Consider the following 20271-nt stretch of genomic DNA (forward strand, 5'->3'; position numbering starts at 1 on the left):
TGACATGGATAGTTCAGGCTTCACCGATCTTTTTGACGAATGGACGGACGCCGCGCTCGAGTGGGTGAGCGACAATGGCGAATTCCTTTTCGATTCTATCAGACAGCTTCTCGAAGGGCTCTATGACGGGATCCTCTGGCTCCTACAGCTTCCGCCTTTCTACCTGGTCGCGCTGATCGTGGCGCTCATCGGCTGGCGGTTGGTCAATGTCTGGTTCGCTCTGCTGAGCGGCGCTGCACTGGCGCTTTGTTTTTCCATGGGCCTCTGGCCAGAGACGATGAGCACGCTGGCGCTGGTCTTGACCGCAACCGCACTCGCCCTGGCGATCGGGATCCCAATCGGTATTGCCGCCGGCTTTTTTCCCGCCCTCGATCGATTCATGGAGCCTGGCCTGGATCTTATCCAGACGCTTCCGCCATACATCTATCTGCTGCCGGCGATCGCCCTGCTCGGCTACGGACCGGCGACGGCACTGATCGCGACGGTGATCGTCGCCGTGCCGCCGGCGATCCGCCTGACCTCTCTCGGTATCCGGATGACGCCCAAGGAGTTCATCGAACTTGGAGAGGCGCTCGGGATGACGCCGGCGAAGATGTTCTTCAAGATCCGGCTTCCCTTTGCGCTGCCGAGCATCATGGCAGGCATAAACCAGAGCCTGATGATGGCCTTCGGCATGGTCGTTATCGCCGGCATCGTCGGCTCCGGCGGGCTTGGCGAAACGATCTATGGCGCGATCAGAACGCTCGACATCGCGACCTCTATCAACGGAGCGATCGCCATCGTGGTACTGACCATGGTGCTTGACCGGATAACCCAGAGCGCGGCTCGCTTGGGAACGGGGAGGAAGTCATGAACCCATCCATCCTGCAGTTTTCGCCCGGCGCTTTCCTGGCGCCGTCAGTCGATTGGCTCAACACCAACCTGCATCCGCTGTTTGCGGCGATCAGCTATCTGATCGAAGCAGTCCTTTCCGGATTCGAGGCGCTCCTCCTCTTCGTGCCGCCCTATGGGCTTATCGCGATCGTCGTCGTCCTGGCATTCGTCGCCGTCGGTCTGCGCGCCGCGATCCTCGCGGGTCTTTGCCTGGGCTTCTGTCTCCTCATGGGACTGTGGACGGCATCGATGCAGACCCTCTCCCTGGTCACTGTCGCGGTTCTGATCTCCGTGCTTATCGCCTTCCCGATCGGCGTCCTGTGCTCGCGCCACAAGACATTGGAGGCGATGGTTCGCCCGGTTCTCGACGTAATGCAGACCGTGCCGCCGTGGGTCTATCTCATTCCTGCGGTGATGATCTTCAGCCTTGGACGGGTGCCGGCAATCATCGCCACCATCGTTTATGGCATTCCGCCGATGCTCCGCCTGACCACGCTGGCGTTCAACCAGGTGCCGAGAGAATTCGTGGAACTCGGCAGCGCCATCGGCGCGCCTCCCAGCTCGGTGCTTTGGAAGATCGAGATCCCCTTGGCCAGGCAGACGCTCCTGGTCGGGCTCAACCAGTGCATCCTTCTGTCGCTGGCGATGGTGGTGTTGGCCGGGCTCGTCGGTGCCGGCGGTCTCGGCGCCGAGGTGACGCGCGGCCTGACGCGCATGGAGATGGGGCTTGGCCTGCGGGCGGGCTTGGCGATCGTTGCTGTCGCCCTTCTGCTCGACCGGCTGTCCCGCGGCCTGCTCGACCGCGACAGGCCACGGAAGGCAGGATGAGCAAGGACATGAAAAGATGAGAAACAGCTTCTTCTGTATCGATGCGCATACCTGCGGCAATCCCGTCCGCCTCGTCGCTGGAGGCGGTCCGCTGCTTCCGCATGCGCCGATCGGGGAGCGTCGGGAGATTTTTGTCCGGGACCATGACTGGGTGCGCCAGGCGCTGATGTTCGAGCCAAGGGGACACGACATCATGTCAGGCGCGATCATCTATCCGGCCTATCGGGAGGATTGCGATTTCGCCGTGCTTTTCATCGAAGCGAGCGGCTGTCTGCCGATGTGCGGCGCCGGCACCATCGGCACCGTGACCGCCGCGATCGAGGAGGGGCTCGTCAAGCCGCGGGAGCCGGGCCGGGTTGCCATCGAGACGCCTGCAGGAAGGGTCGACGTCACTTATGAGGAGAAGGGCGGATATGTCGAATCCGTTCGTCTCCATAATGTTGCGAGCTATCTTCATGAGGCTGATGTCGACGTCGACGTGCCGGGAATGGGCCGTCTGCGCGTCGATATATCCTATGGCGGCAACTATTATGCCGTCATCGAACCACAGGATAACTGGAGCGGCCTCGACGGCATGACCGCATCCGACATTGTCGGCTGCAGCCAGAGACTCAGGTCAGCACTTGCCGGTATCTGCGATCCCGTTCATCCCGACGACGCCAGGATCCGCGGCGTGCATCATGCGATCTGGTGCGACCGCCCCGTCAACGACATTTCGGATGGGCGTTGCGCGGTCTTCTATGGCGAGAAGGCCATCGATCGCTCGCCGGGCGGCACCGGCACTTCCGCCCGCATGGCCCAGCTCTATGGGAAGGGACGGCTTACCGTCGGGTCGAGATACCGGCATGAAAGCCTGATCGGAACCGTCTTCGAGGGCCGGGTCGAAGCCGAGGCACGCATTGGGCCCTATAGCGGTATTCTTCCAAGCATTGGAGGCTGGGCACGCGTCATCGGCCACAACACCATTTTCGTTGACGATAGGGATCCGCTAGCGCATGGCTTTCAGATCCGATGAGCGCGTTTTCGTCTGAAAAGACGAGCGGTGCGGTAAGAGCGGCGAGGAGATGACTATGCGACCCGAGCAGCATCGACAGGCAGACGACGCCGCGAAGGCGGCTGGTCGGCTCAAGGTCGGCTTCGTTCTTGCGCGATCCTTCACGCTGTCCGCTTTCGCGCTCTTCGTGGACACGCTGCGGCTCGCCAGCGACAAGCAGGATCGTTCCGGAAGGGTCCTTGCCGACTGGCAGGTGATCGGCAGCACGCGGCACCTGATCACCGCGAGCTGCGGCGTCCAGGTCGCTCCGACGTCCGATTTCGTCGATCCGTCGAAGTTCAATTACATCGTGGTCGTCGGCGGCCTTCTGACGGTGGAAAACCCTGTCGACCAGGAGACCATCGCTTTCCTAAAGCAGGCCGACGCCAAGAAGGTGCCGCTGATCGGCGTGTGTACGGGTTCGTTCATTCTTGCTGCGGCAGGCCTGATGAAGCGGCACGAATGCTGTGTGAGCTGGCTGCATTACAAGGAGTTTCGGGAGCGGTTTCCCGATCTCAACGTTCGTTCCGACCGGCTCTTCAATCTCGATCGCCAGCGCGGATCCTGCGCAGGCGGCAGCAGTTCGGCCGACATGGCGGCGTTGCTGGTCAGGAAATGTATCAGCCGCGACGCCGAACGAAACGCGCTGGAGGTCCTTCAGATCGACAAGGCCCGGACTTCAGCGGATATACAGCCCCGGCGTCCGCTCTACGACGACTATGACGACGCCCGCGTCAAGGCGGCAATGATTACGATGGAACAGTTCGTCGATGGCAGCATGTCTATACAGAAGCTTGCCGCCACGGTTGGCCTGTCACGGCGCCAACTGGAGAGGATCTTCATCGACAAGACGGGGATGTCTCCCGCCAAGGCCTATAATCGTGTTCGCATGGAGCGGGCAAAATCGATCCTTGCCCAGTCGAAGGCGCCAATGATCGAGATCGCGCTGGATGTCGGCTTTGAAAACGCCTCGCAGTTCACCAGAACCTTCAAGCGCACATTTGGGCAAACGCCGTCGCAGCATCGCGCAGCCGTTTCGAGAGCACACTAGAACAGGATGATTTTAGGCCGGGTCGGCCTAAAATCATCCTGTTCTACATTAAATAGTTAGAGCATGATGTCGTCCGAAAACCGCTCATACTTTTCGGCATCATGCTCTAGGCTTATTCAGAGCTCTTCCCACGGAAACGTGTCCAGCCGCTCCGCTCCCCTTGCCGTGATCAGAGCCTGAGTTTCCAGCTTGATGCTTTCGGATCCAGCTTCGGCGATCAGGCTTTCGACGTTGAGCACCATGCCCTCCTCGATGATACCGGTGAAATCGGGGTCGAAATCCGGATGCAGAAGGATCCCCGGCCATTCGTCAGCCATTCCTGTTCCGTGCAGAGCAAGCGTGTATCGATAAGGCTGGTATTTCTCCGGAATCCGCCACGACACTTCGTTGAATTCCTGGAAAGTCATCCCGGGCCTGATGATTGAAAGATTGTGCTCGATCTGATCCCTGGCAGCGGCGTAGAGTTCCTTCAGCTTGGCGTTCATCGCGACGTGTCCCGCTGTCCACGACCGCGAGAGATCGGCGCAATAGCCGTATGGTCCGATCATATCGGTGTCGAAGGATATCATGTCCCCGCGTTTGATGACGTAGTCCGAACATTCCTGATACCAGGGGTTTGTTCTCGGGCCCGCGGTCAAGAGCTTGGTCTCGAGCCACTCGCCGCCACTGCGCGCGTTTTCGAAATGAAGCTCGGCCCAGATCTCTCTTTCGGTGCGGCCGGGCTCGGACACCTCGTACATCCGCGCCATGCCCGCTTCGCAGACGCGGATCGTCCATCTGATCAGCTCGATTTCCTCAGTGCTCTTGATGGATCGCGCCCGCTCGGCCAGTTCCTGGCCGTCCATGAGTGTGAAGCCGCGTTCCCGCAATTCGAACGCCCCGGCGGGTTCGAGCCTGTCCACCGCCACGCGCTTGTTGCCGCCATTGCGGCTCACGAGATCCGCGACCTCGTCCGTCCAGGCTTTCAGGCGGGGTTCTATAAGGTTGCCTGATGTGAAGAATATCCAGGATTTCGCCGGCCGGATCTCGTCGATGGCGGGAAGCCCGACATTGACGTGTTCGGCGCCTTCGAATTCGAAAAGTATCGCCGGACCATCGGCCAGGATCAGAGCGTAGCGCGAGGCGTTGTGCATCGTCCAGATGCTCATATTCGATGAATCGAAGGCATATCGGATGTTGACGGGATCGTAGAGAAGCAGGGCGCCGCAATCCCATTCGCGCATCTTCGTGCGCAGGCGTCCCAGACGATAGCGGCGAGCCCGATCGAGTGTCGTGGCCGGCAAAGGACTGATAAGAGGCCGATCCGCTCCCTCAGGATTGAGATATGCCTGCTTTCGCTCATCCTTGAAGACTGCCGGGCCGGCCAGCTCGGCGGAATCGCTTTCCTCTCGCAACATTTCAGTGAGCCCCTGTTGTCGGTGAATGACGCGGCGTACCGGGCGCTCAGCGCTCGATGACGAGATCGCTGAGCGGCTTGGAGCAGCAGGGCAGAAAGAAGCCGGCGTCGATTTCCCTCTGACGAATTCCGCCATTGTGGTTCATGTCGACCGTGCCTGACGTAAGCTTCGACTTGCAGGTGCCGCAGACGCCATTCGCGCAGGACGACGGGATCCTGACGCCTGACTTCTTGGCACAAGAGAGCACGCTCTGGTCGCCTGTTACCTCGATGCTGCGGGCCTGTTTCGAGAAGGTGACCTGAAAGACCCTCGTAGCTGCCTCCTGAACCGCGGGGATCTCGGCTTCGTCGATGACCGCCGCGTCGAAGCTTTCCTCCAGGTAGTTTGAGCCGGGCACGCCGAGCTCGGCGGCAATGCCGCGCGCGGCGGCCATGAACGGGGCGGGGCCGCAGCACATCACGGTTCGCTCGGCGATATCGGGAACTGCCAACCGCATATAATCTTTCGAAATGCGACCGGTCAGACCGGGCCAGGACGGCTCGCCGGCCACGGTCTCCGGGAGGAAATGCAGGCGAAGGCCTTTCAGCCTGCGGGCGATGCAGGCTAGTTCGTCGCGAAAGATCAGATCCTGTGGCGTCCGGCCGGCGTGCATGAAGACGACGTCGGCGGGTTCGCAACTGTCGGCGATCTCCCGCAGAATGGACATGACGGGGGTAATGCCGGAGCCGCCCGACAGCAGCAGAAGCTTGCGTCCCGACGTCTCAGGCCTGACAAAGTGGCCGAGTGGCCCGTTCGCCTTGACGGTCGCGCCGGGAACCAGGGTGTCATGAAGCCAGTTGGAGATCTTTCCGCCGGGAACGCGCTTCACCGTCACGGAGAAGGCGTTTGTCCGATGCGGCGAGGAGGAGATGCTGTAGCACCTGTTTTCAGCGTCTCCACTATGTTCCAGGTCGAACAGAAAATACTGCCCGGCCTTGAACGCGAACCGCTTGCCTTCGCGCGATGCGAAGGTGAATGTCTTGACGTCGTGGGTTTCCTGTTGGACGTCGAGGCAGACGAGCGCGTCGTCCTCCTCGGGATTCCAGACGTCATGAAGGGCGGCCCTGGCTACGGGCATCTGCGGGCTCCTAGTATCCATGGGCGCGCATCCGATCGATGTACCAGCTGGCGAACTTGTCGAGGTTCGTCTCGGAAAAGCGGGAGTAGGGGCCAGGCTGATAGGCCGGGTCGAGAGTGCCTGCATGGGAGCGCGCGACGAGATCGGCGTCCTGGTCCGTCGTCGCGACCCAGACATCCGTCAGCTTGTCGAGATCGTAATCCACGCCTTCGACGGCGTCCTTGTGGACCAGCCACTTGGTTCTGACCAGCGTCTTGCCCGCCGAGAGCGGGATGACGGTTGCCACCACGGCATGGTCGCCCATGAAGTGGTTCCAGCTGTTGTGGCCCCAAAGATGCGTGTCGCCGAGATCCTTGCGGGTCATATGCCCAAGAAGCTTGGAGGACGCGGCGGTGGCGTCGTGGGTCTGGGATTCGCCGGCGCCTGCGATGATCAGCCGCTGGGTGCGGAAGTTGGTGGCGCAGTCGGCGAGCTGCTCGACGGCCGCCGAGGGAAAGCCGTCGGACTCCCACGCGTTTGTGCGCTCTTCATACAGCCTGAAATGCTCCTCGGCCTGTTCGCGATCCTCCGGGCTCAGCGTCTCGGGGTCGAAGCCGAAGTCGAGATCGACGAAGGAGACGCAAAGCTCCGGATGGTTCGCGGAGCAATGGTAGCATTCGCGATTGTTTTCCATCGTCAGCTTCCAGTTGCCATCCTCGATGACATCCGTTTGGAAGGCAACCTTTGCGTTCCGGATGTCGTAGGGGGCGAGGCGCTCGGTCATGGCCTGTTCGAGGAGAGCAATGTCCTCGGGCGGATTGTCGGAGAGACAGACATAAATCAGCCCGCCGATCGACTTGAAAGTGACGGGTTTGAGGCTCCGACACTCCTTGTCGAAGTCCTTGCCCATGTGAGGCGCGTAGCTGAGCTCACCCGTCAGTTCGTATGTCCAGGTGTGATAGGGACAGACGAGCTTCGAGACGATCGACTTGCCCGGATCGAGAAGGCGGGAGCCGCGATGGCGACAGACATTGTGCAGGACGCGAATTTCTCCGTCGTCGTCACGCAGAAGGATCAGGCTCGTCTTGCCGATATCGATCACCGTGGCGTCACCGGGTTCGGGGACATCGCAGTCGAGACCGACACAGATCCAGTGATTGTGGAAGAAGACGTCGATGTCTGCTTCAAACACGTCTTCTCTGACGTAAAGGCCGGCCGGCAGGGAGTGACCGTTGGCACGAGCGTCGAGAAGGGCGGAAATGGACGATGGGAGCTTGTTTAGCATCAGAACCTCTTATGCGAGAGTTTCCCCAGATTGCCCTTGCAGTGCCGATGTTTCAACGGCATAAAAAATTAGGTTCGCATAAGTTTTTATCATGCGATGAAGGGTTCTTTGATGCACTTTAGAAGACGGATCCCGTCGCTGACGGCACTGGTGACCCTGGAGGCGGTGCTCAGAAAGAAGAGCTTCACCACGGCCGCGACCGAACTGGGTGTCACCCAGGCGGCGGTCAGCAGGCAGATTGCATTGCTGGAGGAGGAATTCGGCCAGCCCCTATTCGTGCGCAAGCATCGAGCGATCGAGCCGACGGCGGCATGCATCAACCTCGGAGCCACTCTGGCCAAGAGCTTTGCCGATATTGCCGAAAGCGTGGAAGCGCTCCAGTCGCGCAGCCAGGACGTGTTGACCATAGGGGCGACCGTTGCATTCTCTTCTTTTTGGCTGCTGCCGCGGCTGGCCGAGTTTCGCCGTGCGAACCCAGGCATCCTGGTGCGGGTGATATCCCAGGACAGCCCGATCGCTCTCGATGACGGAGAAGTCGACGTGGCAATTCGATATGGTGTGCCTCCCTTCAGCGATAGCACCGTCATCGCCTCGCACGGCGACGTCATCTGCCCCGTCTGCTCTCCCGACCATCTCAAGCGTCGCGGCGATGGCCCGCTCGGCTCCGCCGACGAATTCATCGAAACGGACGTTCTCGATCGTTCCTGGTATAGCTGGGCGCAGTGGTTTTCGCTCACCGGCGCCAACCTCGAGATAAAGCCGTCGCTTCGGTTCAACCACTATACCGAAACCATCGCAGCCGCGCGCGCAGGCCAAGGGATTGCCTTGGGATGGCGCATGCTGGTGGGGACCTTTCTGGAGGATGGAACCCTGGTGCAGGTCGACGGCGGCGAGCTTGCGGCGGAAGATCGCTACAACGTGATCGTGCCCGTCAAAGCCAAGCGAAGCAACGCACGCGACCTTGCCGCCGCCTGGCTGACGGCATCATTGCACGGGTGATCGAAGCGTGGTCACAAACCCAGCCCGACGGTTGCCGTCCGGTGAACGCCTTTCGGGACGAAGGCGAAGCGATCTGACAGGCCGAGAAAATCGGCCGCCAGGTGAATGACGGAAAGCCACATTTCCGTCCCCTGCAAGCTCGGTTCACCACCATCGGCAAACGGGAATCCCTCGCCATCCCGCCATCTATCCAGCGCCCTTGAGATGACCTTGCGGGCGATCGCCTCGCCGTCGGCCCGTCTGTAGTCGGTCTGCCGGGCAATCAGCAGCAGAGGATGAATCGTATCGAGCAGGTTGCACGCATTGTATTTTGCAGCAACGAAGCCCTTGTGGTTGCGATAGTTGAGATGAACCGTTTCGAGTGAGGCGTGCGGGTGGGGAAGTGCCACGCCGAACTGGGCGTAGGTGCCGCGCGTCAGGCGATAAAAGCCGTTCACCGGTTGAAGCCATCCTTCCGCCGCGGTCGGTTCACCCCACAACCCCGAAACGCTGTTGGCATTGCGGCTTAGCCACTCGAAGAGCGCCTGCCGTGAATGCCTGATGCCGAAAGACTTCGCATTGAAGTACATGGCAGTTCCGATCGCATCGACCACGCTTCCGGCGTGCCATGCCCGGGTCGACCAGGGCAGGGCGCTCAGCCATTCATCCAGTTCCCCGGCCTCGAGCTCGACTGCATGGACGGGTTGGCGCGGACCTGAACCAAGCAGTTCAAGTGCATAGCCAACCGCAAGGACGTTATAGAGCGCCTTTGGATCATCCCTCAGCGCCTTGCCAAGGATGCGCGAATGTCCTTCCGGGAAAAGGCCGGTCTCTCGGTCCTGAAGACCTTGGAGACGCTCGACGGTCTCCGCCGCATCGAGATCGGGCGGCAGGTGGCCGAAGCCGGCAGCGATCTCGATTGCATCGCAGAGGTGCCGGATCGCCGGTCTGCGGATGCCGTCCGCTTCCAGCGATTCATAGGACCCTCGCGTTTTCCAGCGTGCAAGGATGTCCGGCCACTGGTCTTTCGCTTTCTGGCCGAGCCTCACCAATTGATCTTCGATGTCGCCGGTGCCGGTTTTCGTCGGCGCCGAACCTCGGCTTCGCAGCACCCGGGCGGGCACGCCACCGGCAATTGCCATGGCGGGAATGTCCCCCGTGACCACAGCGCCGGCGGCGATCACCGCACCGTTTCCAATTGTTGCGCCATCGAGGATCACGCAATTTGCGCCGATCCAGACATCGTCGCCGATCGCGATGCCGATGCTGACGACGCCCTGGCGGTGTATAGGAATGGTCGGATCGTCGAAGCCATGATTGAAGCCGACGATCGATGCATGCGAAGCAATCCGAACGCCATGACCGCACGTCACCGTTCCGGAAACACAGGCATAGGGATTGATGGTGCAATCGTCGCCGAGGATCACATGGCCGCGAACGAGCGCGTGCCCGGCGATCCAGGACCGCTCGCCCATCGTCAGGCTTTCGGTGAAGATTGCGGCATGCTCGGCAATGTAGGACGTCTCGGCCAGTTCCGCACTGCATGATCGCCTGAGTTCCGCCTTGCGGGCGAGGTGAGTGGGATGACGGAGGTCAGACGCAATGTGTTCCCAGGTCAGATATTGAAGCCTGCGCGCTTCCTTCTCTTCGCTCACTGACGATTGCGGGCTATTGACGTGATCCATTCTGCTCCTCATTCCCGGGTTCAACCGCAGAATATTCGTCTGACTCAGCGATCCATTGCCTCGCTGCATCAGACGGCCTGATCCGTCGAAAATCAAGACTTCCGACAATGGCGGCGCAGCCCTGGTTGAAATGGGGTCCGGCCTCCCGGCGACCGATCGATCACAAGCGCTCATAGCGGTTTGCCGTGTGGGCGGCCGAATTCGCGATTTGAAGAGGGGTCATGCGCCACGCACCGATCATCGGCAACGCGCTGAGCCATCTGGAAACCGTGAAGTCGAGTTAAGCCGCGTTCAGAAGTTCAGCGCTAACCGGCATTCCCATATGAAAGCCCTGGACGCGGTCGATGCGAAGATCCTTGAGAAGGGAAAATTGTGCCGCGGTTTCGACGCCTTCCACCAGGATCGTATTCCCACGATTGCGGATGAGAGCAATCATGTCCTGAAGCATCGTCAGACCGCGTGGGTTCGAGCAGTCGTGCAGGAAGGTTCTGTCGACTTTGACCGTCTGAAACTCGATTGCCCTCAGCCATGAGAGGCCCGCGAAACCGCAGCCGAAGTCGTCAAGCCAGATCTCGACGCCGAGTGCCCGCAGATCGGCAATGCATTTAAGCACCTCCGACTGCATATCCATGTCCAGGCCCTCGGTGACTTCCAAGGCTAGTCGCGACCCGCAAACCCCGCACCGATCAAGGATATCAGCGACACTGGCAGCAAAGCCGGGGGAACGCAGTTGTATCGGCGACACGTTGACGCTGACGGTCGCCATGCGATCGGTCATCAGTATATCCCGGCATGCCGTCTCGATCGCCCACCTGCCCAGTTCGAGGATAGCGCCACTTCGTTCGGCAACCGGGATGAATGTCTTCGGCGAAACCGCGGTGCCGTCCGGCATCCTGAGGCGCATCAAAGCCTCGACAGCCCTTGCTTTCCCGTTCGTCACGTCGAAGATCGGTTGGTACACGAGCGAGACCAGTTTGCGATCGATGGCGGCCGCCAGCAGCGGGACGAGTTTGCCAGCATGGTCGTCGGGGCGAGGCAAAAACGGATCAAAACTGCGAATGCAGTTTCGGCCACTTGCTTTGGCATTGTAGAGAGCAAGGTCGGCTTCACGGACTATTCGTTCAACTTTCTCTCCAACTTTCTCGCGGGTGAAGGCGACGCCGATGCTGACGGTTACGGTCGACATATCATCTGGTCGCTCGTCGTGAGCAATCGCCAAAGACTCGACTTCCATTCTGATCTTCTCGGCGAGAGTCATCGCAACCTTGGGAAGGGCAGCCGGCATGACCACGATAAACTCCTCGCCACCATACCTGCCGATCATGCCATCCGACGACTCGACAACCGCCTTCAGCGCATTGGCGATGACAGTCAGGCATCGGTCTCCTTCCTGATGTCCGTAGCGATCATTGAAGCGTTTGAAAAAGTCGACGTCGATGAGGAACACGGAGAAGTCGCGGCGTTCGTCTTTCCAGGCGGTCCAGCATTCCTCGAGCCGCCGATCCAGCGCGCGTCTGTTGCCTATGCCTGTCAGGTAGTCAGTATGTGAAAGCTCGAGCAGTGACCTTCCGCGCTCGGACGCTTCCCAATGCTGGTGGCGAGCTTCCGCCGCGTTCAGCAACACGTTTCGACGCTCCACGTTCAATCGCCAATTGACGAAAGACGTGAAGACAAAGCACGAAATGTAGAACATGCCGAAGGCAAGCTTGTAGGTCTCGCTTGAAGGAAAAAATTCCACGATCGTAATAAAAAATGCGCATAGAACGAGGCCCGAGGTGATCACCGAAAGCCGAAACGGGAAACTGAAAAACAGGTTGGCGCCCATCATGAAGATGGCGCCGAATATCATGTAGTATGACATGGCGGTGACGTCGCGGGTGGCAATCGCCGGGTAAAGCCAGCCGACATAGCCCACAAGAAGTGCAGTGGCACATGTGATGTCAAGCCAGACGGTTTTCGCGTTTGCCAGGCGCAGGGTCTCGAAAACCAGCAGCGCGATCGTTGCAACGACGAATCGCGCGGCGATCGTCACAGGCGCAACATCGGGGATCAGCCATCGGTCGGGAAGTGCGAAGGCCACATAAACGGCAACCGCGATCCAAAGACCATGTCGTGAGCTCCGCCTTCGGACAGCATCATTTTCAGTTTTCAGAGACTTGAGGGCCTCAGCGAATGAAAAACTGGCGGTGGATTCGTCGTGCTGGACATTAGCGTAAGGCGCGATCATGCAATAACACCGGCCTGACAACCATCTAAAGTATGTTGAAAAGTAAGCCATACTTCGGCGCCCTCCAAAATCGCGTTCGGCAATCTGCAACCGGTTTGTCTTATTGCTTAGCTTTGTTAGAGGGGTAGCATCTGACCCGCAAGAGTAGAATTACCCTTATCCCGTGTGGATTCTAGTCGCATCCTATTTCGAGGTTGATTATGCTTAACGCTATATCAAGGGGGTCTCGAAATGGCACAAAGCCTGGTCTTGGACGGTGAAAGTCTTGTTGCGCCCGGCGAAATTCGTCGGATCGCAAGGAGGGTTGCTGCCCCAGATCCCGGCCAACTGATCGTTGCCAGAGCCGAGCTTGCCCTCAGCCTTGACGTGTCGACCCGTCAGTTCAAATCCGGCGTCCCCCCCCATGCGATCATCGAGCGTCTTGCCGAAGCCTTGCATCAGATACGGCGGCGCTTTCATCCGGAGGTGTGGGATGTCATCGTTCCGATCGCACAATCTCATCCGGTTGCTCACTATCTTCATCAAGATCCATTAACGCGCTGGTCGTTCGAAAAACCGCGCGGCTATTCTGGCGACGCACGCCTTCTCGACTTCATCTACGGCCGACCTGAGATTGAGGACGCAGTCTTATCATCGAGCAACTTGGGACGCTCGATCTACGCCTACACTCGAAATGCTTCGTCGTCCGTCGCGGTGAGGGAGCGTCGAGACATTCTGGCTCGCCGCGTTGACGAAATCGCTTCGGCCCGGCCTGGTTCCACCGAAGTCCTCGCCATCGCCGCCGGGCATCTTCGTGAGGGGCCTTTGTCGTGCGCGCTCAGCGCCGGCGCGATCAGACGCTGGGTGGCGTTGGATCAAGACCCGATGAGCGTTGGAACCGTCGCCCGCGATTTCGCCGGCACGTCCGTCGAGGCGGTGAACGGGTCGGTCAAATCCCTGCTCGGTGGGAGGCATGCGCTTGGAATGTTCGATTTCGTTTATGCCGCGGGTCTCTATGACTATTTGCCAGACGCAGTAGCCGTAAGGCTGACCAAGAAGTGCGTCAGCATGCTGAGGCCTGGCGGCACATTCCTATTCGCCAACTTCTCCCCGGAGACGGACGTCGATGGCTATATGGAGACATTCATGAACTGGGCGCTGCTGTTGCGGTCAGAACGAGAGATGGGCTTGATCGCCAGTGAAAGCGTGACCGGGACGGATGTGAAGGTGTCTGTTTGGCCCGGCTCAAACCGCAGCATTGTCTACTGTGAAATTCAAAGACCGCATTAGGCCGCATGTCTGCCGTCCAATCCGGTAGTCTTCGGGCAGTCGTTTAGTTCAAACCCGGGGCGACCCTATCAGAGGCTGCATGAGAAAGGGCGTGGTTGCTCTCAGCCACGGCCTTCGAGTTGTTTATCGGCCGGGGCAAATCAGACGGCCCATGGCTGTGTCCAGTGTGGTCGTGCCCTTCACCGGCTCGCCCTCGAACCGGATCCAGCCTTCGTTGAAGCCATCGATCATACGCATCCGCGGGAGGGGGTTCTGCATGCCCTGATCGGTGAAAATCTGCTCCCAGGTGTCGCGGGCGACCGGCTCCGCCCGGACGGGTTTGCCGAGGACGGACGATAAGACAGCGGCGATATCGTTGGGCGTGACGCCCTCTGGCCCCATCAATTCGACGACCTGCTTGCCCACCCACTCCTGCTGCAGCAGTTCTGCCGCCTTGGCTCCGACGTCGAAGACAGAAACCATCGGATAGGGCTGATCGAGCGGCTGCAGGAAGCTCGAGAGGACACAGGTCTCGCGCGCCGGCGCGATATCCCAGGCCGTGTTCTCCATGAACCAGCCGGCACGCAGAAAGGCGATCGGCATTGGCAAGGCAGATAACTTCTGTTCGACGAGACCGAGCTGACTCAAGAGGTTAGGTTCCCTGGCCTGCGCGCCGATGGTGGAGAGGCAAACGACCTTTGCGGGACGAGACGAATGAAGCGCGGTCTTCAGGGCGGCAATGACAGCGCGCACTTCCATCAAGCCAGGGGTCGGATCGAAGGTCGGCGGGATCAGCAGAAAGACGCCGTCGGCGCCGGCGAAAGCCTTGGTGAGCGCATCGGCGTCGGTCATCTCGGCCAAGGCCAGTTCCGCGCCTTTGTCCTTCCATTCCGCTGCTTTCTCCGCATTGCGCGCGACGGCGCGTATCGGCACCCCCGCCTTCAGCAGACGCGCGGCGACAATGCCTCCGACTTGGCCTGTTACTCCGGTGATCACAAACATGGTTGGACTCCTTTGCTGCCTTCACCGCCAGCAGGTTGGCGGTGTGTTACGCTAATCATGTCCTTTGGCGGCATTTGACTGAAGCGCGCTTCTGTCACATGATTGGTGACTAAAAATCACGGATGCCCGATGTTTGACGGACGATTATTGAATGGCGTGAGCGTACTGGCCGCCGTTATCCAGAGCGGAAGTTTCGCGCGGGCGGCGGAGTCAATGGGACTATCGGCGTCGGGTGTCAGCCGCGCCATTTCCCGACTGGAGGGGCGGATCGGTCTGCGGCTGCTCGACCGGACAACACGCACGATGCGGCTGACCGATGACGGCGCGCGGTTCTACGAACAGGTAGCCCCACTCTTGAGCGGTATCGAAGAGGCTGCGCAGACAGCTGTTGGCGCCAGACAGGCGGTGCGTGGCCGACTGCGAGTCAATGTCGATCCATATTTCTCACGCCTTGTGCTCGGCCCCCGGCTCGGCGCCTTCCTCGATCGTTACCCGGATATCCAGATCGAGATCATCACCCGCAACGAGATCGGCGATCTTGTTGCTGATGGCATGGACGTCGCGGTGCGCTTTGGCGAGCCTGCACAGAGGTCGCTTATTTCGCGCCTGTTGATGCAGACGCGCGTGATCACGATTGCGGCTCCCGCTTATATCGAGCGATATGGTCGGCCGAGCCGTCCACAGGATTTGAGCGAGCATACCTGTATCCAGTTCCAGGACCCGCTGACTGCAAGGCCTTTCGAATGGGAGCTTCGGTGGGGTGAAGAGGTCGTCTCGATCGAGACCCGCAGCCGCATTTTAGTCAACGATGCCGGCACGACCTTGGCGACCTGCCTTGCGGGGATAGGCATCGCGCAAGTCTTCTCACTCGGGATGGCGGATTATCTGAGCAATGGGCAGCTCGTGAACCTCTTTCCCGACTGGTCGGACGAGACATTCCCGCTCTACGCCTTCTATCCCTCGCGTCAGCATATTCCGGCTAAGGTCAGGGCCCTTATAGATTTCTGCGTCGAGATCATCAAATAGACGGAGGCGCCGCGTCGCCACTGCCGGCTTAAGCCGGCCGCGGCTTTCTGGTTCTGGGAAATTTATCGTCTATGGGTTCTTTCATGCTTGGGAGGAAGTCGATGTGATATCTCCGGCCGTAAAACCCTTGTCAGATGCGTTCTATGCGGACCGGATACTCGCCGCGCACCAGCAACGGCTCGAAGCCATTGTCGAAGCGGCCGAGCCGGATCAGCCCGTCCCAGCGGTAATCTGCGTAGAACAGGGCCAGGTTACCCCACGGTTTGAAGTAGCAAAGGTCGCCCGGCTGCTCGTTTCCGAAAGCACCGCTGCCTTCTTCGGTCAGCTTGCGCGGCAAATGGACGATCTTTTCGTTCCTGCTGTAATCCTCGATCGTGAGGTTCAAGGGCAGCATGGAAACGAGATCGCGCGCAGTCGGATTGTCGAAGAGTGTCGCGGTCAGGCTTAGCTTGTTGAAGCCTATCCTGATCCTGACGTCTGTCGCCTCGGGATCCCCCGGGCCGCGGTCGTTCTGCCCTTGCGCCACGAGAGGGAGAGCGGCGGCCGCCAAGGTTCCACCCAGCACCGCGCGACGGCTCATGACTTTGGATGTCGTCGACATTGCGCGCCTCGCGTCAGACAGGTTGAGCCGTCGGCCGAAACAGGATTTCGTTGATGTCGACATCGTCTGGTTCGTTCACCGCGAAGGCGACCGTTCGGGCGAACGTGTCCGCGCTGATGGCGATCTTGCTGACGAACACCTTGGCGCCCGCCTGGATGTCCTTTTCGCTGATATGTTCCAGGAGTTCTGTGCTCACTGCGCCGGGTGAAATGATCGTGGTGCGGATATTGTATGGCTTCACTTCCTTCCGCAGCCCTTCCGAGAGGGCGCGCACGGCAAATTTCGTCGCGCAGTAGACGGCGGCACCCGGATCGACCACGTGACCGTAGACGGAGGATACGTTGATGATGTGCCCCGACTTCTGCGCCTTCATGTGCGGAAGCGCTGCTGCTATGCCGTAGAGCACCCCTTTGATGTTTACGTCGATCATGCGATCCCACTCGTCAACTTTGAGCCGTTCGAGCGGCGCAAGTGGCATCAGGCCGGCATTGTTCAGCATCACGTCGATGCGGCCGAACGTGTTGACGGCGGTGTCGACAAGCGTCTTGACCTGAAGTTGGTCCGTGACGTCGGTTTGGACTGCCTTGGCCTTATAGCCTTTGGCGGACAGCTCCTCAGCCAGCTTGGCGATGCGGTCGCTACGTCGCGCGCCGAGGACGACGGACGCGCCGCGTTCGGCAAGGTGACGGGCGGTGGCTTCGCCAAGTCCGCTGCTTGCCCCGGTAATGACGACCACTTTGTTTTCGATTCCTTGGGACATGATGATCTCCTGTTATGAGGTTTCTGAAGGTTCAGGAACGGCGACCGGCGAGCGCGGCAAGGACTGCCGAACCGGCAAGAAGGCAGGCAGCCAGAAGGAAGGTGCTCCACCATCCCACGGTGTCGAACAGCATGCCGCCAGCGAAAGCGCCGCCGGCAATGGCAAGTTGGATCAGCGCCACCTGCAGCCCACCTGCCGCTTCCAACTCACCGGGGACGATAGCGGCCATCCAGGTGTTCCAGGCGACCGGAATCGGCGTCGAGAAAAATCCCCACATGACGAGCAGGGATGCGGTAACCGCCGCGATTGGCCCGAGAGCGATCAGCAGCAGGGCAAGGACCGCAAGAGTAGCCGGCAAGCCTACGAGAACGAGGAGGAGGTGGCGCCGGGCGACGAAGCCAATGACGGAGGTTCCAGCCAGTCCGCCGACGCCGAGGCCGAGAAGCACCATGGACAGAACATTCAATTCCAGTCCAGTGACGCCTTCGAGGAACGGGCGAAGATAAATGGACAGCGCGTTCTGGCCGATGAAGGCGAGAGCGGTCGCCGCCATTCCAATCGCGAATGTGCGATTGCGCAGCAGCCCGAATATTCTGGCCACCGAGACGGTTGACGTCGCCGGCATCCTCGGCAGGACGACCAGTTGCCAGACGAGCGCGGCAATTCCGATCGGTACCGTGATGAAGAAGGTTCCGCGCCATCCGATCAACCCGCCAAGAAAACTGCCGAGCGGCGCGGCAAGGACGAGGGCGAATGCGGTGCCAGCTTGAAGAAGCGCAATGGCCTTGGGCAGGTCACGGTCTGACGTCAGGCGTGCCAGAATAGCCGTCGACAGCGACCAGAAACCGCCGATCGAAACGCCGACCAGGGACCGCCCGACGAGAAAGACAAGGAAGTTGGGTGCGAGGGCAACCGCCAAGCTCGATACAACAAGAACCGCCGTATAAAGCAAGACGACAGACTTCCGGTCGATCTTCGCCAGGAAGGCGTTGCCGAAAAGGCTGGTGACAACCGCGAAGCCCCCCGACACGGTGATCGCCAATCCGGCCTGCCCCTCTGACACCGAGAGGTCCCTGGCGATCGGGGTCAGAAGGCTCACAGGGAGAAACTCCAACCCCACCAGAAGGAAAGTGAGAAGCGAGAGACAGGTCACAGCAGACCACGAGGTCGCCGTGTCGGCCGTCAGTGAGGTCTCATTCAATGTCAACTCGACGGTCATTCATGTTCTCCTGTCCGTTGCCAGATAGATAGCCGGACTGGTTTTGCGCGACTAGAAGCTATAATCTGAACATCGTGATGAAGGAGATTCAACAATGCGGCGCGACGAGTTCACGGAAATGCGTGCGTTTCTGGAGGTGGCTCAAGAGCGGAGTTTCACGCGCGCTGCATCAAAGTTGGGAGTCACGCGCTCGGCGTTGAGCCATACGATCAGCGCGCTCGAGGCGCGGCTCGGCGTCCGGCTTCTCTCCCGCACGACGCGTGACGTGGCTCCCACGGCGGCCGGTGCGCGCCTGGTGGAAACTATCCAGCCGCATTTCGAGAGCATCGCCGCCGGGATTAGTGCCCTCGGCGTGCTGCGCGACAAGCCTTCGGGCACAGTCCGCCTCGTATGTCCCGATGACGCCGTGGAGCTGGTCTTCCGTTCGAGGCTGCCGGCATTTTTACGAGATTACCCCGACATCACCGTGGAACTCATCGTCGACAATGGTTTCACAAATATCGTGGAGCGCCAATTCGATGCCGGCGTGCGGCTCGGCGAAGCGATTGCGCGCGACATGGTGGCCGCTCGCATTGGACCCGATATCTCTTACGCCGTGGTCGGATCACCCGGATATTTTGCGGCCCGCCCTGTGCCTTCGACCCCGCATGACCTGACGGACCACAATTGCGTCAACCTGCGTCTTCCGACGTCAGGCGCTCTCTATGCCTGGGAGTTTGAAAAGGATGGCCGCGAGTTCAGCGTTCGTGTGGAAGGCCAGCTCGTGATGAGCAACATAGGGCCGGCAATCAATGCCGCTCTCGATGGCGCCGGGCTGTCTTATGTGCCAAGGGACCTCGTCCGGCAATATTGTGACAGTGGTCAACTGAAGGAAGTGCTCACGGATTGGGCGCCAACATTCCAAGGATATCATCTCTATTACCCCAGCCGGCGCCATCCATCCCCTGCTTTCTCCGCCTTTGTCGAAGCCTTTCGCTACCGGCATCGGTAACCAACGCTCATGTCGAGAGGCTCTGCCGGACAACGGGGGGCGTGACAGACTGCGCCTCTTGCTCATCGACGGTTGCCGAGGGCTGTTACCGGGCGCTGTCGATCGCCGACGACAAGTTCACGAAAAACTCGAACCGGACTTGTCCCAGCCTTCCTTGACCGTTTCCATCGCGACATTCGTCGATGTGCTGGCAACGTGGGGCAGTGTCGAGATGCGCTCGCCGAGAACGCGGCGGTAGCGGCCGATATCGCGGGTGCGGATCTTCAGCAGATAGTCGAACCTGCCGGCGATCATATGGCACTCTTCGACTTCGCTGATCTTCTTGATGGCATCGTTGAAGCTCTTCAGCGCGTCCTCGCGGGTATCGGAAAGCTTCACCTCGACGAAAGCAATATGGTCGAGCTGCATTTTCGACGGATTGAGGATGGCCTTGAAGCCTTCGATATATCCGTCGCTGATCAACCTTTTGAAGCGGATCTGGCACGGTGTCTTCGACAATCCGACACGCGCGGCCAGATCGGTGATCGACAGCCTTCCGTCCTCGGCGAGTGCAGCGAGGATCTTTCTGTCGAACTGGTCCAATTCACTAAAGATGTCGGTTTCAGCGGCCATTTGACCTCTCAAGTGTGAATTAATAAGTTCATACAGCCTGTAAATGGCTGAAATCAAGTGAGATCGCGATTTGAGGCTGTGGTAGATTGTGGGCCGGGCAGAAGAGTGCTGAAATCGGTATCGGCGCCGCGCTCAAAACGGGGATCATTTATGCATAACAGAGAAGCGGATGACGATCGGGCGCCGGATTTGCTCGCTTACTACAGGCCGCTTGCGATCAGGGCCGTGGCCGCGGCGCTCACCCTCAAGCGCGACAGACCGGATGCCCGCCCGCTGCGAGAGACGGAATATTCCGGCCCCGCCTGCACGGACGATGATCAGTGGGACGACGAGCCCGGCATCTCGTTCATCCGTTAAAC

19 protein-coding genes are annotated in these 20271 nt (G+C 59.9%); 9 read left to right on the forward strand and 10 right to left on the reverse strand.

The genetic code is table 11. The annotated features are described in order from the left end of the window. Window positions 1–4: 4 nt before the first annotated feature. Genes AC2444_RS25515 through AC2444_RS25530 form a run of 4 tightly spaced genes read left to right on the forward strand, consistent with a single transcriptional unit; the run spans window position 5 to window position 3785 of the window. A complete protein-coding gene (locus tag AC2444_RS25515; protein ID WP_017995985.1) occupies window positions 5–853 on the forward strand; it encodes an ABC transporter permease in 849 nt (282 codons plus the stop codon). Next, window positions 850–1701 (forward strand): ABC transporter permease, encoded by an 852-nt coding sequence (locus AC2444_RS25520; RefSeq protein ID WP_128450155.1) that lies wholly within the window; start codon window positions 850–852, stop codon window positions 1699–1701. The genes AC2444_RS25515 and AC2444_RS25520 overlap by 4 nt, the downstream gene beginning before the upstream one ends. Before the next feature lie 16 nt (window positions 1702–1717). Next, the gene (locus AC2444_RS25525) at window positions 1718–2716 is read left to right on the forward strand and encodes a 4-hydroxyproline epimerase (protein ID WP_128450156.1); all 999 of its coding nucleotides are present in this window, start codon (window positions 1718–1720) and stop codon (window positions 2714–2716) included. A gap of 55 nt (window positions 2717–2771) precedes the next feature. Beyond that, the gene (locus tag AC2444_RS25530) at window positions 2772–3785 is read left to right on the forward strand and encodes a GlxA family transcriptional regulator (protein WP_128450157.1); all 1014 of its coding nucleotides are present in this window, start codon (window positions 2772–2774) and stop codon (window positions 3783–3785) included. 116 nt (window positions 3786–3901) lie between these two features. Here AC2444_RS25530 and AC2444_RS25535 read toward each other — a convergent pair whose 3' ends face one another. From AC2444_RS25535 to AC2444_RS25545, 3 genes are read right to left on the reverse strand one after another with little or no spacing between them, the layout of a single operon-like run. Continuing rightward, on the reverse strand, window positions 3902–5182 hold the full coding sequence (locus AC2444_RS25535) for a M24 family metallopeptidase (RefSeq protein WP_128450158.1): 1281 nt from the start codon (window positions 5180–5182) through the stop codon (window positions 3902–3904). Between the two features lie 46 nt (window positions 5183–5228). Then, window positions 5229–6299, reverse strand: a complete 1071-nt coding sequence (locus AC2444_RS25540; RefSeq protein WP_206615954.1) for an FAD-binding oxidoreductase — start codon at window positions 6297–6299, stop codon at window positions 5229–5231. A gap of 10 nt (window positions 6300–6309) precedes the next feature. Beyond that, window positions 6310–7563, reverse strand: coding sequence for an aromatic ring-hydroxylating oxygenase subunit alpha (locus tag AC2444_RS25545; RefSeq protein ID WP_003562199.1), 1254 nt, complete (start codon window positions 7561–7563; stop codon window positions 6310–6312). Window positions 7564–7674: 111 nt separating this feature from the next. Here AC2444_RS25545 and AC2444_RS25550 point away from each other — a divergent pair, with 111 nt between their 5' ends. Beyond that, window positions 7675–8562, forward strand: coding sequence for a LysR substrate-binding domain-containing protein (locus AC2444_RS25550; protein WP_128450160.1), 888 nt, complete (start codon window positions 7675–7677; stop codon window positions 8560–8562). Between the two features lie 11 nt (window positions 8563–8573). Here the strand turns inward: AC2444_RS25550 and AC2444_RS25555 are convergent, their stop codons facing one another. Beyond that, window positions 8574–10226 (reverse strand): acyltransferase, encoded by a 1653-nt coding sequence (locus AC2444_RS25555; RefSeq protein ID WP_003562196.1) that lies wholly within the window; start codon window positions 10224–10226, stop codon window positions 8574–8576. Window positions 10227–10506: 280 nt separating this feature from the next. Continuing rightward, a complete protein-coding gene (locus tag AC2444_RS25560; RefSeq protein ID WP_128450161.1) occupies window positions 10507–12504 on the reverse strand; it encodes a putative bifunctional diguanylate cyclase/phosphodiesterase in 1998 nt (665 codons plus the stop codon). Window positions 12505–12684: 180 nt separating this feature from the next. Between AC2444_RS25560 and AC2444_RS25565 the strand changes: the two genes are divergently transcribed. Next, window positions 12685–13722 (forward strand): class I SAM-dependent methyltransferase, encoded by a 1038-nt coding sequence (locus AC2444_RS25565; RefSeq protein ID WP_012755284.1) that lies wholly within the window; start codon window positions 12685–12687, stop codon window positions 13720–13722. 123 nt (window positions 13723–13845) lie between these two features. Here the strand turns inward: AC2444_RS25565 and AC2444_RS25570 are convergent, their stop codons facing one another. After that, on the reverse strand, window positions 13846–14703 hold the full coding sequence (locus AC2444_RS25570) for an NmrA family NAD(P)-binding protein (RefSeq protein ID WP_003562192.1): 858 nt from the start codon (window positions 14701–14703) through the stop codon (window positions 13846–13848). A gap of 129 nt (window positions 14704–14832) precedes the next feature. On the opposite strand from AC2444_RS25570, the gene AC2444_RS25575 reads away from it, so the two are divergent. Next, window positions 14833–15729 (forward strand): LysR family transcriptional regulator, encoded by an 897-nt coding sequence (locus AC2444_RS25575; RefSeq protein WP_003562191.1) that lies wholly within the window; start codon window positions 14833–14835, stop codon window positions 15727–15729. Between the two features lie 130 nt (window positions 15730–15859). On the opposite strand, the gene AC2444_RS25580 is transcribed toward AC2444_RS25575, so the two are convergent. Genes AC2444_RS25580 through AC2444_RS25590 form a run of 3 tightly spaced genes read right to left on the reverse strand, consistent with a single transcriptional unit; the run spans window position 15860 to window position 18309 of the window. Beyond that, a complete protein-coding gene (locus AC2444_RS25580) occupies window positions 15860–16330 on the reverse strand; it encodes a cyclophilin-like fold protein (protein WP_003562190.1) in 471 nt (156 codons plus the stop codon). A gap of 13 nt (window positions 16331–16343) precedes the next feature. Further along, entirely contained in the window at window positions 16344–17090 is a 747-nt protein-coding gene (locus tag AC2444_RS25585; RefSeq protein WP_128450162.1) for an SDR family oxidoreductase, read from the reverse strand. A gap of 31 nt (window positions 17091–17121) precedes the next feature. After that, window positions 17122–18309: an MFS transporter gene (locus tag AC2444_RS25590; protein WP_128450163.1), complete on the reverse strand. Its 1188-nt coding sequence runs from the start codon at window positions 18307–18309 to the stop codon at window positions 17122–17124. A 94-nt stretch (window positions 18310–18403) separates the two neighbouring features. Here AC2444_RS25590 and AC2444_RS25595 point away from each other — a divergent pair, with 94 nt between their 5' ends. Further along, a complete protein-coding gene (locus AC2444_RS25595) occupies window positions 18404–19300 on the forward strand; it encodes a LysR family transcriptional regulator (RefSeq protein WP_128450164.1) in 897 nt (298 codons plus the stop codon). A gap of 117 nt (window positions 19301–19417) precedes the next feature. Here the strand turns inward: AC2444_RS25595 and AC2444_RS25600 are convergent, their stop codons facing one another. Continuing rightward, a complete protein-coding gene (locus tag AC2444_RS25600; protein WP_113547318.1) occupies window positions 19418–19912 on the reverse strand; it encodes an Lrp/AsnC family transcriptional regulator in 495 nt (164 codons plus the stop codon). A gap of 150 nt (window positions 19913–20062) precedes the next feature. Between AC2444_RS25600 and AC2444_RS25605 the strand changes: the two genes are divergently transcribed. Next, a complete protein-coding gene (locus AC2444_RS25605) occupies window positions 20063–20269 on the forward strand; it encodes a hypothetical protein (protein WP_017995969.1) in 207 nt (68 codons plus the stop codon). Window positions 20270–20271 lie beyond the last annotated feature (2 nt).

It is taken from the genome of Rhizobium sp. WSM1328 (assembly GCF_057653715.1).

What these genes read in the sequence shown, in the direction of transcription:
- AC2444_RS25515 (WP_017995985.1), top strand. Translation starts at nt 5, where the DNA reads ATGGATAGTTCAGGCTTCACCGATCTTTTTGACGAATGGACGGACGCC.
- AC2444_RS25520 (WP_128450155.1), top strand. Translation starts at nt 850, where the DNA reads ATGAACCCATCCATCCTGCAGTTTTCGCCCGGCGCTTTCCTGGCGCCG.
- AC2444_RS25525 (WP_128450156.1), top strand. Translation starts at nt 1,718, where the DNA reads ATGAGAAACAGCTTCTTCTGTATCGATGCGCATACCTGCGGCAATCCC.
- AC2444_RS25530 (WP_128450157.1), top strand. Translation starts at nt 2,772, where the DNA reads ATGCGACCCGAGCAGCATCGACAGGCAGACGACGCCGCGAAGGCGGCT.
- AC2444_RS25535 (WP_128450158.1), bottom strand. Translation starts at nt 5,182, where the DNA reads ATGTTGCGAGAGGAAAGCGATTCCGCCGAGCTGGCCGGCCCGGCAGTC.
- AC2444_RS25540 (WP_206615954.1), bottom strand. Translation starts at nt 6,299, where the DNA reads ATGCCCGTAGCCAGGGCCGCCCTTCATGACGTCTGGAATCCCGAGGAG.
- AC2444_RS25545 (WP_003562199.1), bottom strand. Translation starts at nt 7,563, where the DNA reads ATGCTAAACAAGCTCCCATCGTCCATTTCCGCCCTTCTCGACGCTCGT.
- AC2444_RS25550 (WP_128450160.1), top strand. Translation starts at nt 7,675, where the DNA reads ATGCACTTTAGAAGACGGATCCCGTCGCTGACGGCACTGGTGACCCTG.
- AC2444_RS25555 (WP_003562196.1), bottom strand. Translation starts at nt 10,226, where the DNA reads ATGGATCACGTCAATAGCCCGCAATCGTCAGTGAGCGAAGAGAAGGAA.
- AC2444_RS25560 (WP_128450161.1), bottom strand. Translation starts at nt 12,504, where the DNA reads ATGGCTTACTTTTCAACATACTTTAGATGGTTGTCAGGCCGGTGTTAT.
- AC2444_RS25565 (WP_012755284.1), top strand. Translation starts at nt 12,685, where the DNA reads ATGGCACAAAGCCTGGTCTTGGACGGTGAAAGTCTTGTTGCGCCCGGC.
- AC2444_RS25570 (WP_003562192.1), bottom strand. Translation starts at nt 14,703, where the DNA reads ATGTTTGTGATCACCGGAGTAACAGGCCAAGTCGGAGGCATTGTCGCC.
- AC2444_RS25575 (WP_003562191.1), top strand. Translation starts at nt 14,833, where the DNA reads ATGTTTGACGGACGATTATTGAATGGCGTGAGCGTACTGGCCGCCGTT.
- AC2444_RS25580 (WP_003562190.1), bottom strand. Translation starts at nt 16,330, where the DNA reads ATGTCGACGACATCCAAAGTCATGAGCCGTCGCGCGGTGCTGGGTGGA.
- AC2444_RS25585 (WP_128450162.1), bottom strand. Translation starts at nt 17,090, where the DNA reads ATGTCCCAAGGAATCGAAAACAAAGTGGTCGTCATTACCGGGGCAAGC.
- AC2444_RS25590 (WP_128450163.1), bottom strand. Translation starts at nt 18,309, where the DNA reads ATGACCGTCGAGTTGACATTGAATGAGACCTCACTGACGGCCGACACG.
- AC2444_RS25595 (WP_128450164.1), top strand. Translation starts at nt 18,404, where the DNA reads ATGCGGCGCGACGAGTTCACGGAAATGCGTGCGTTTCTGGAGGTGGCT.
- AC2444_RS25600 (WP_113547318.1), bottom strand. Translation starts at nt 19,912, where the DNA reads ATGGCCGCTGAAACCGACATCTTTAGTGAATTGGACCAGTTCGACAGA.
- AC2444_RS25605 (WP_017995969.1), top strand. Translation starts at nt 20,063, where the DNA reads ATGCATAACAGAGAAGCGGATGACGATCGGGCGCCGGATTTGCTCGCT.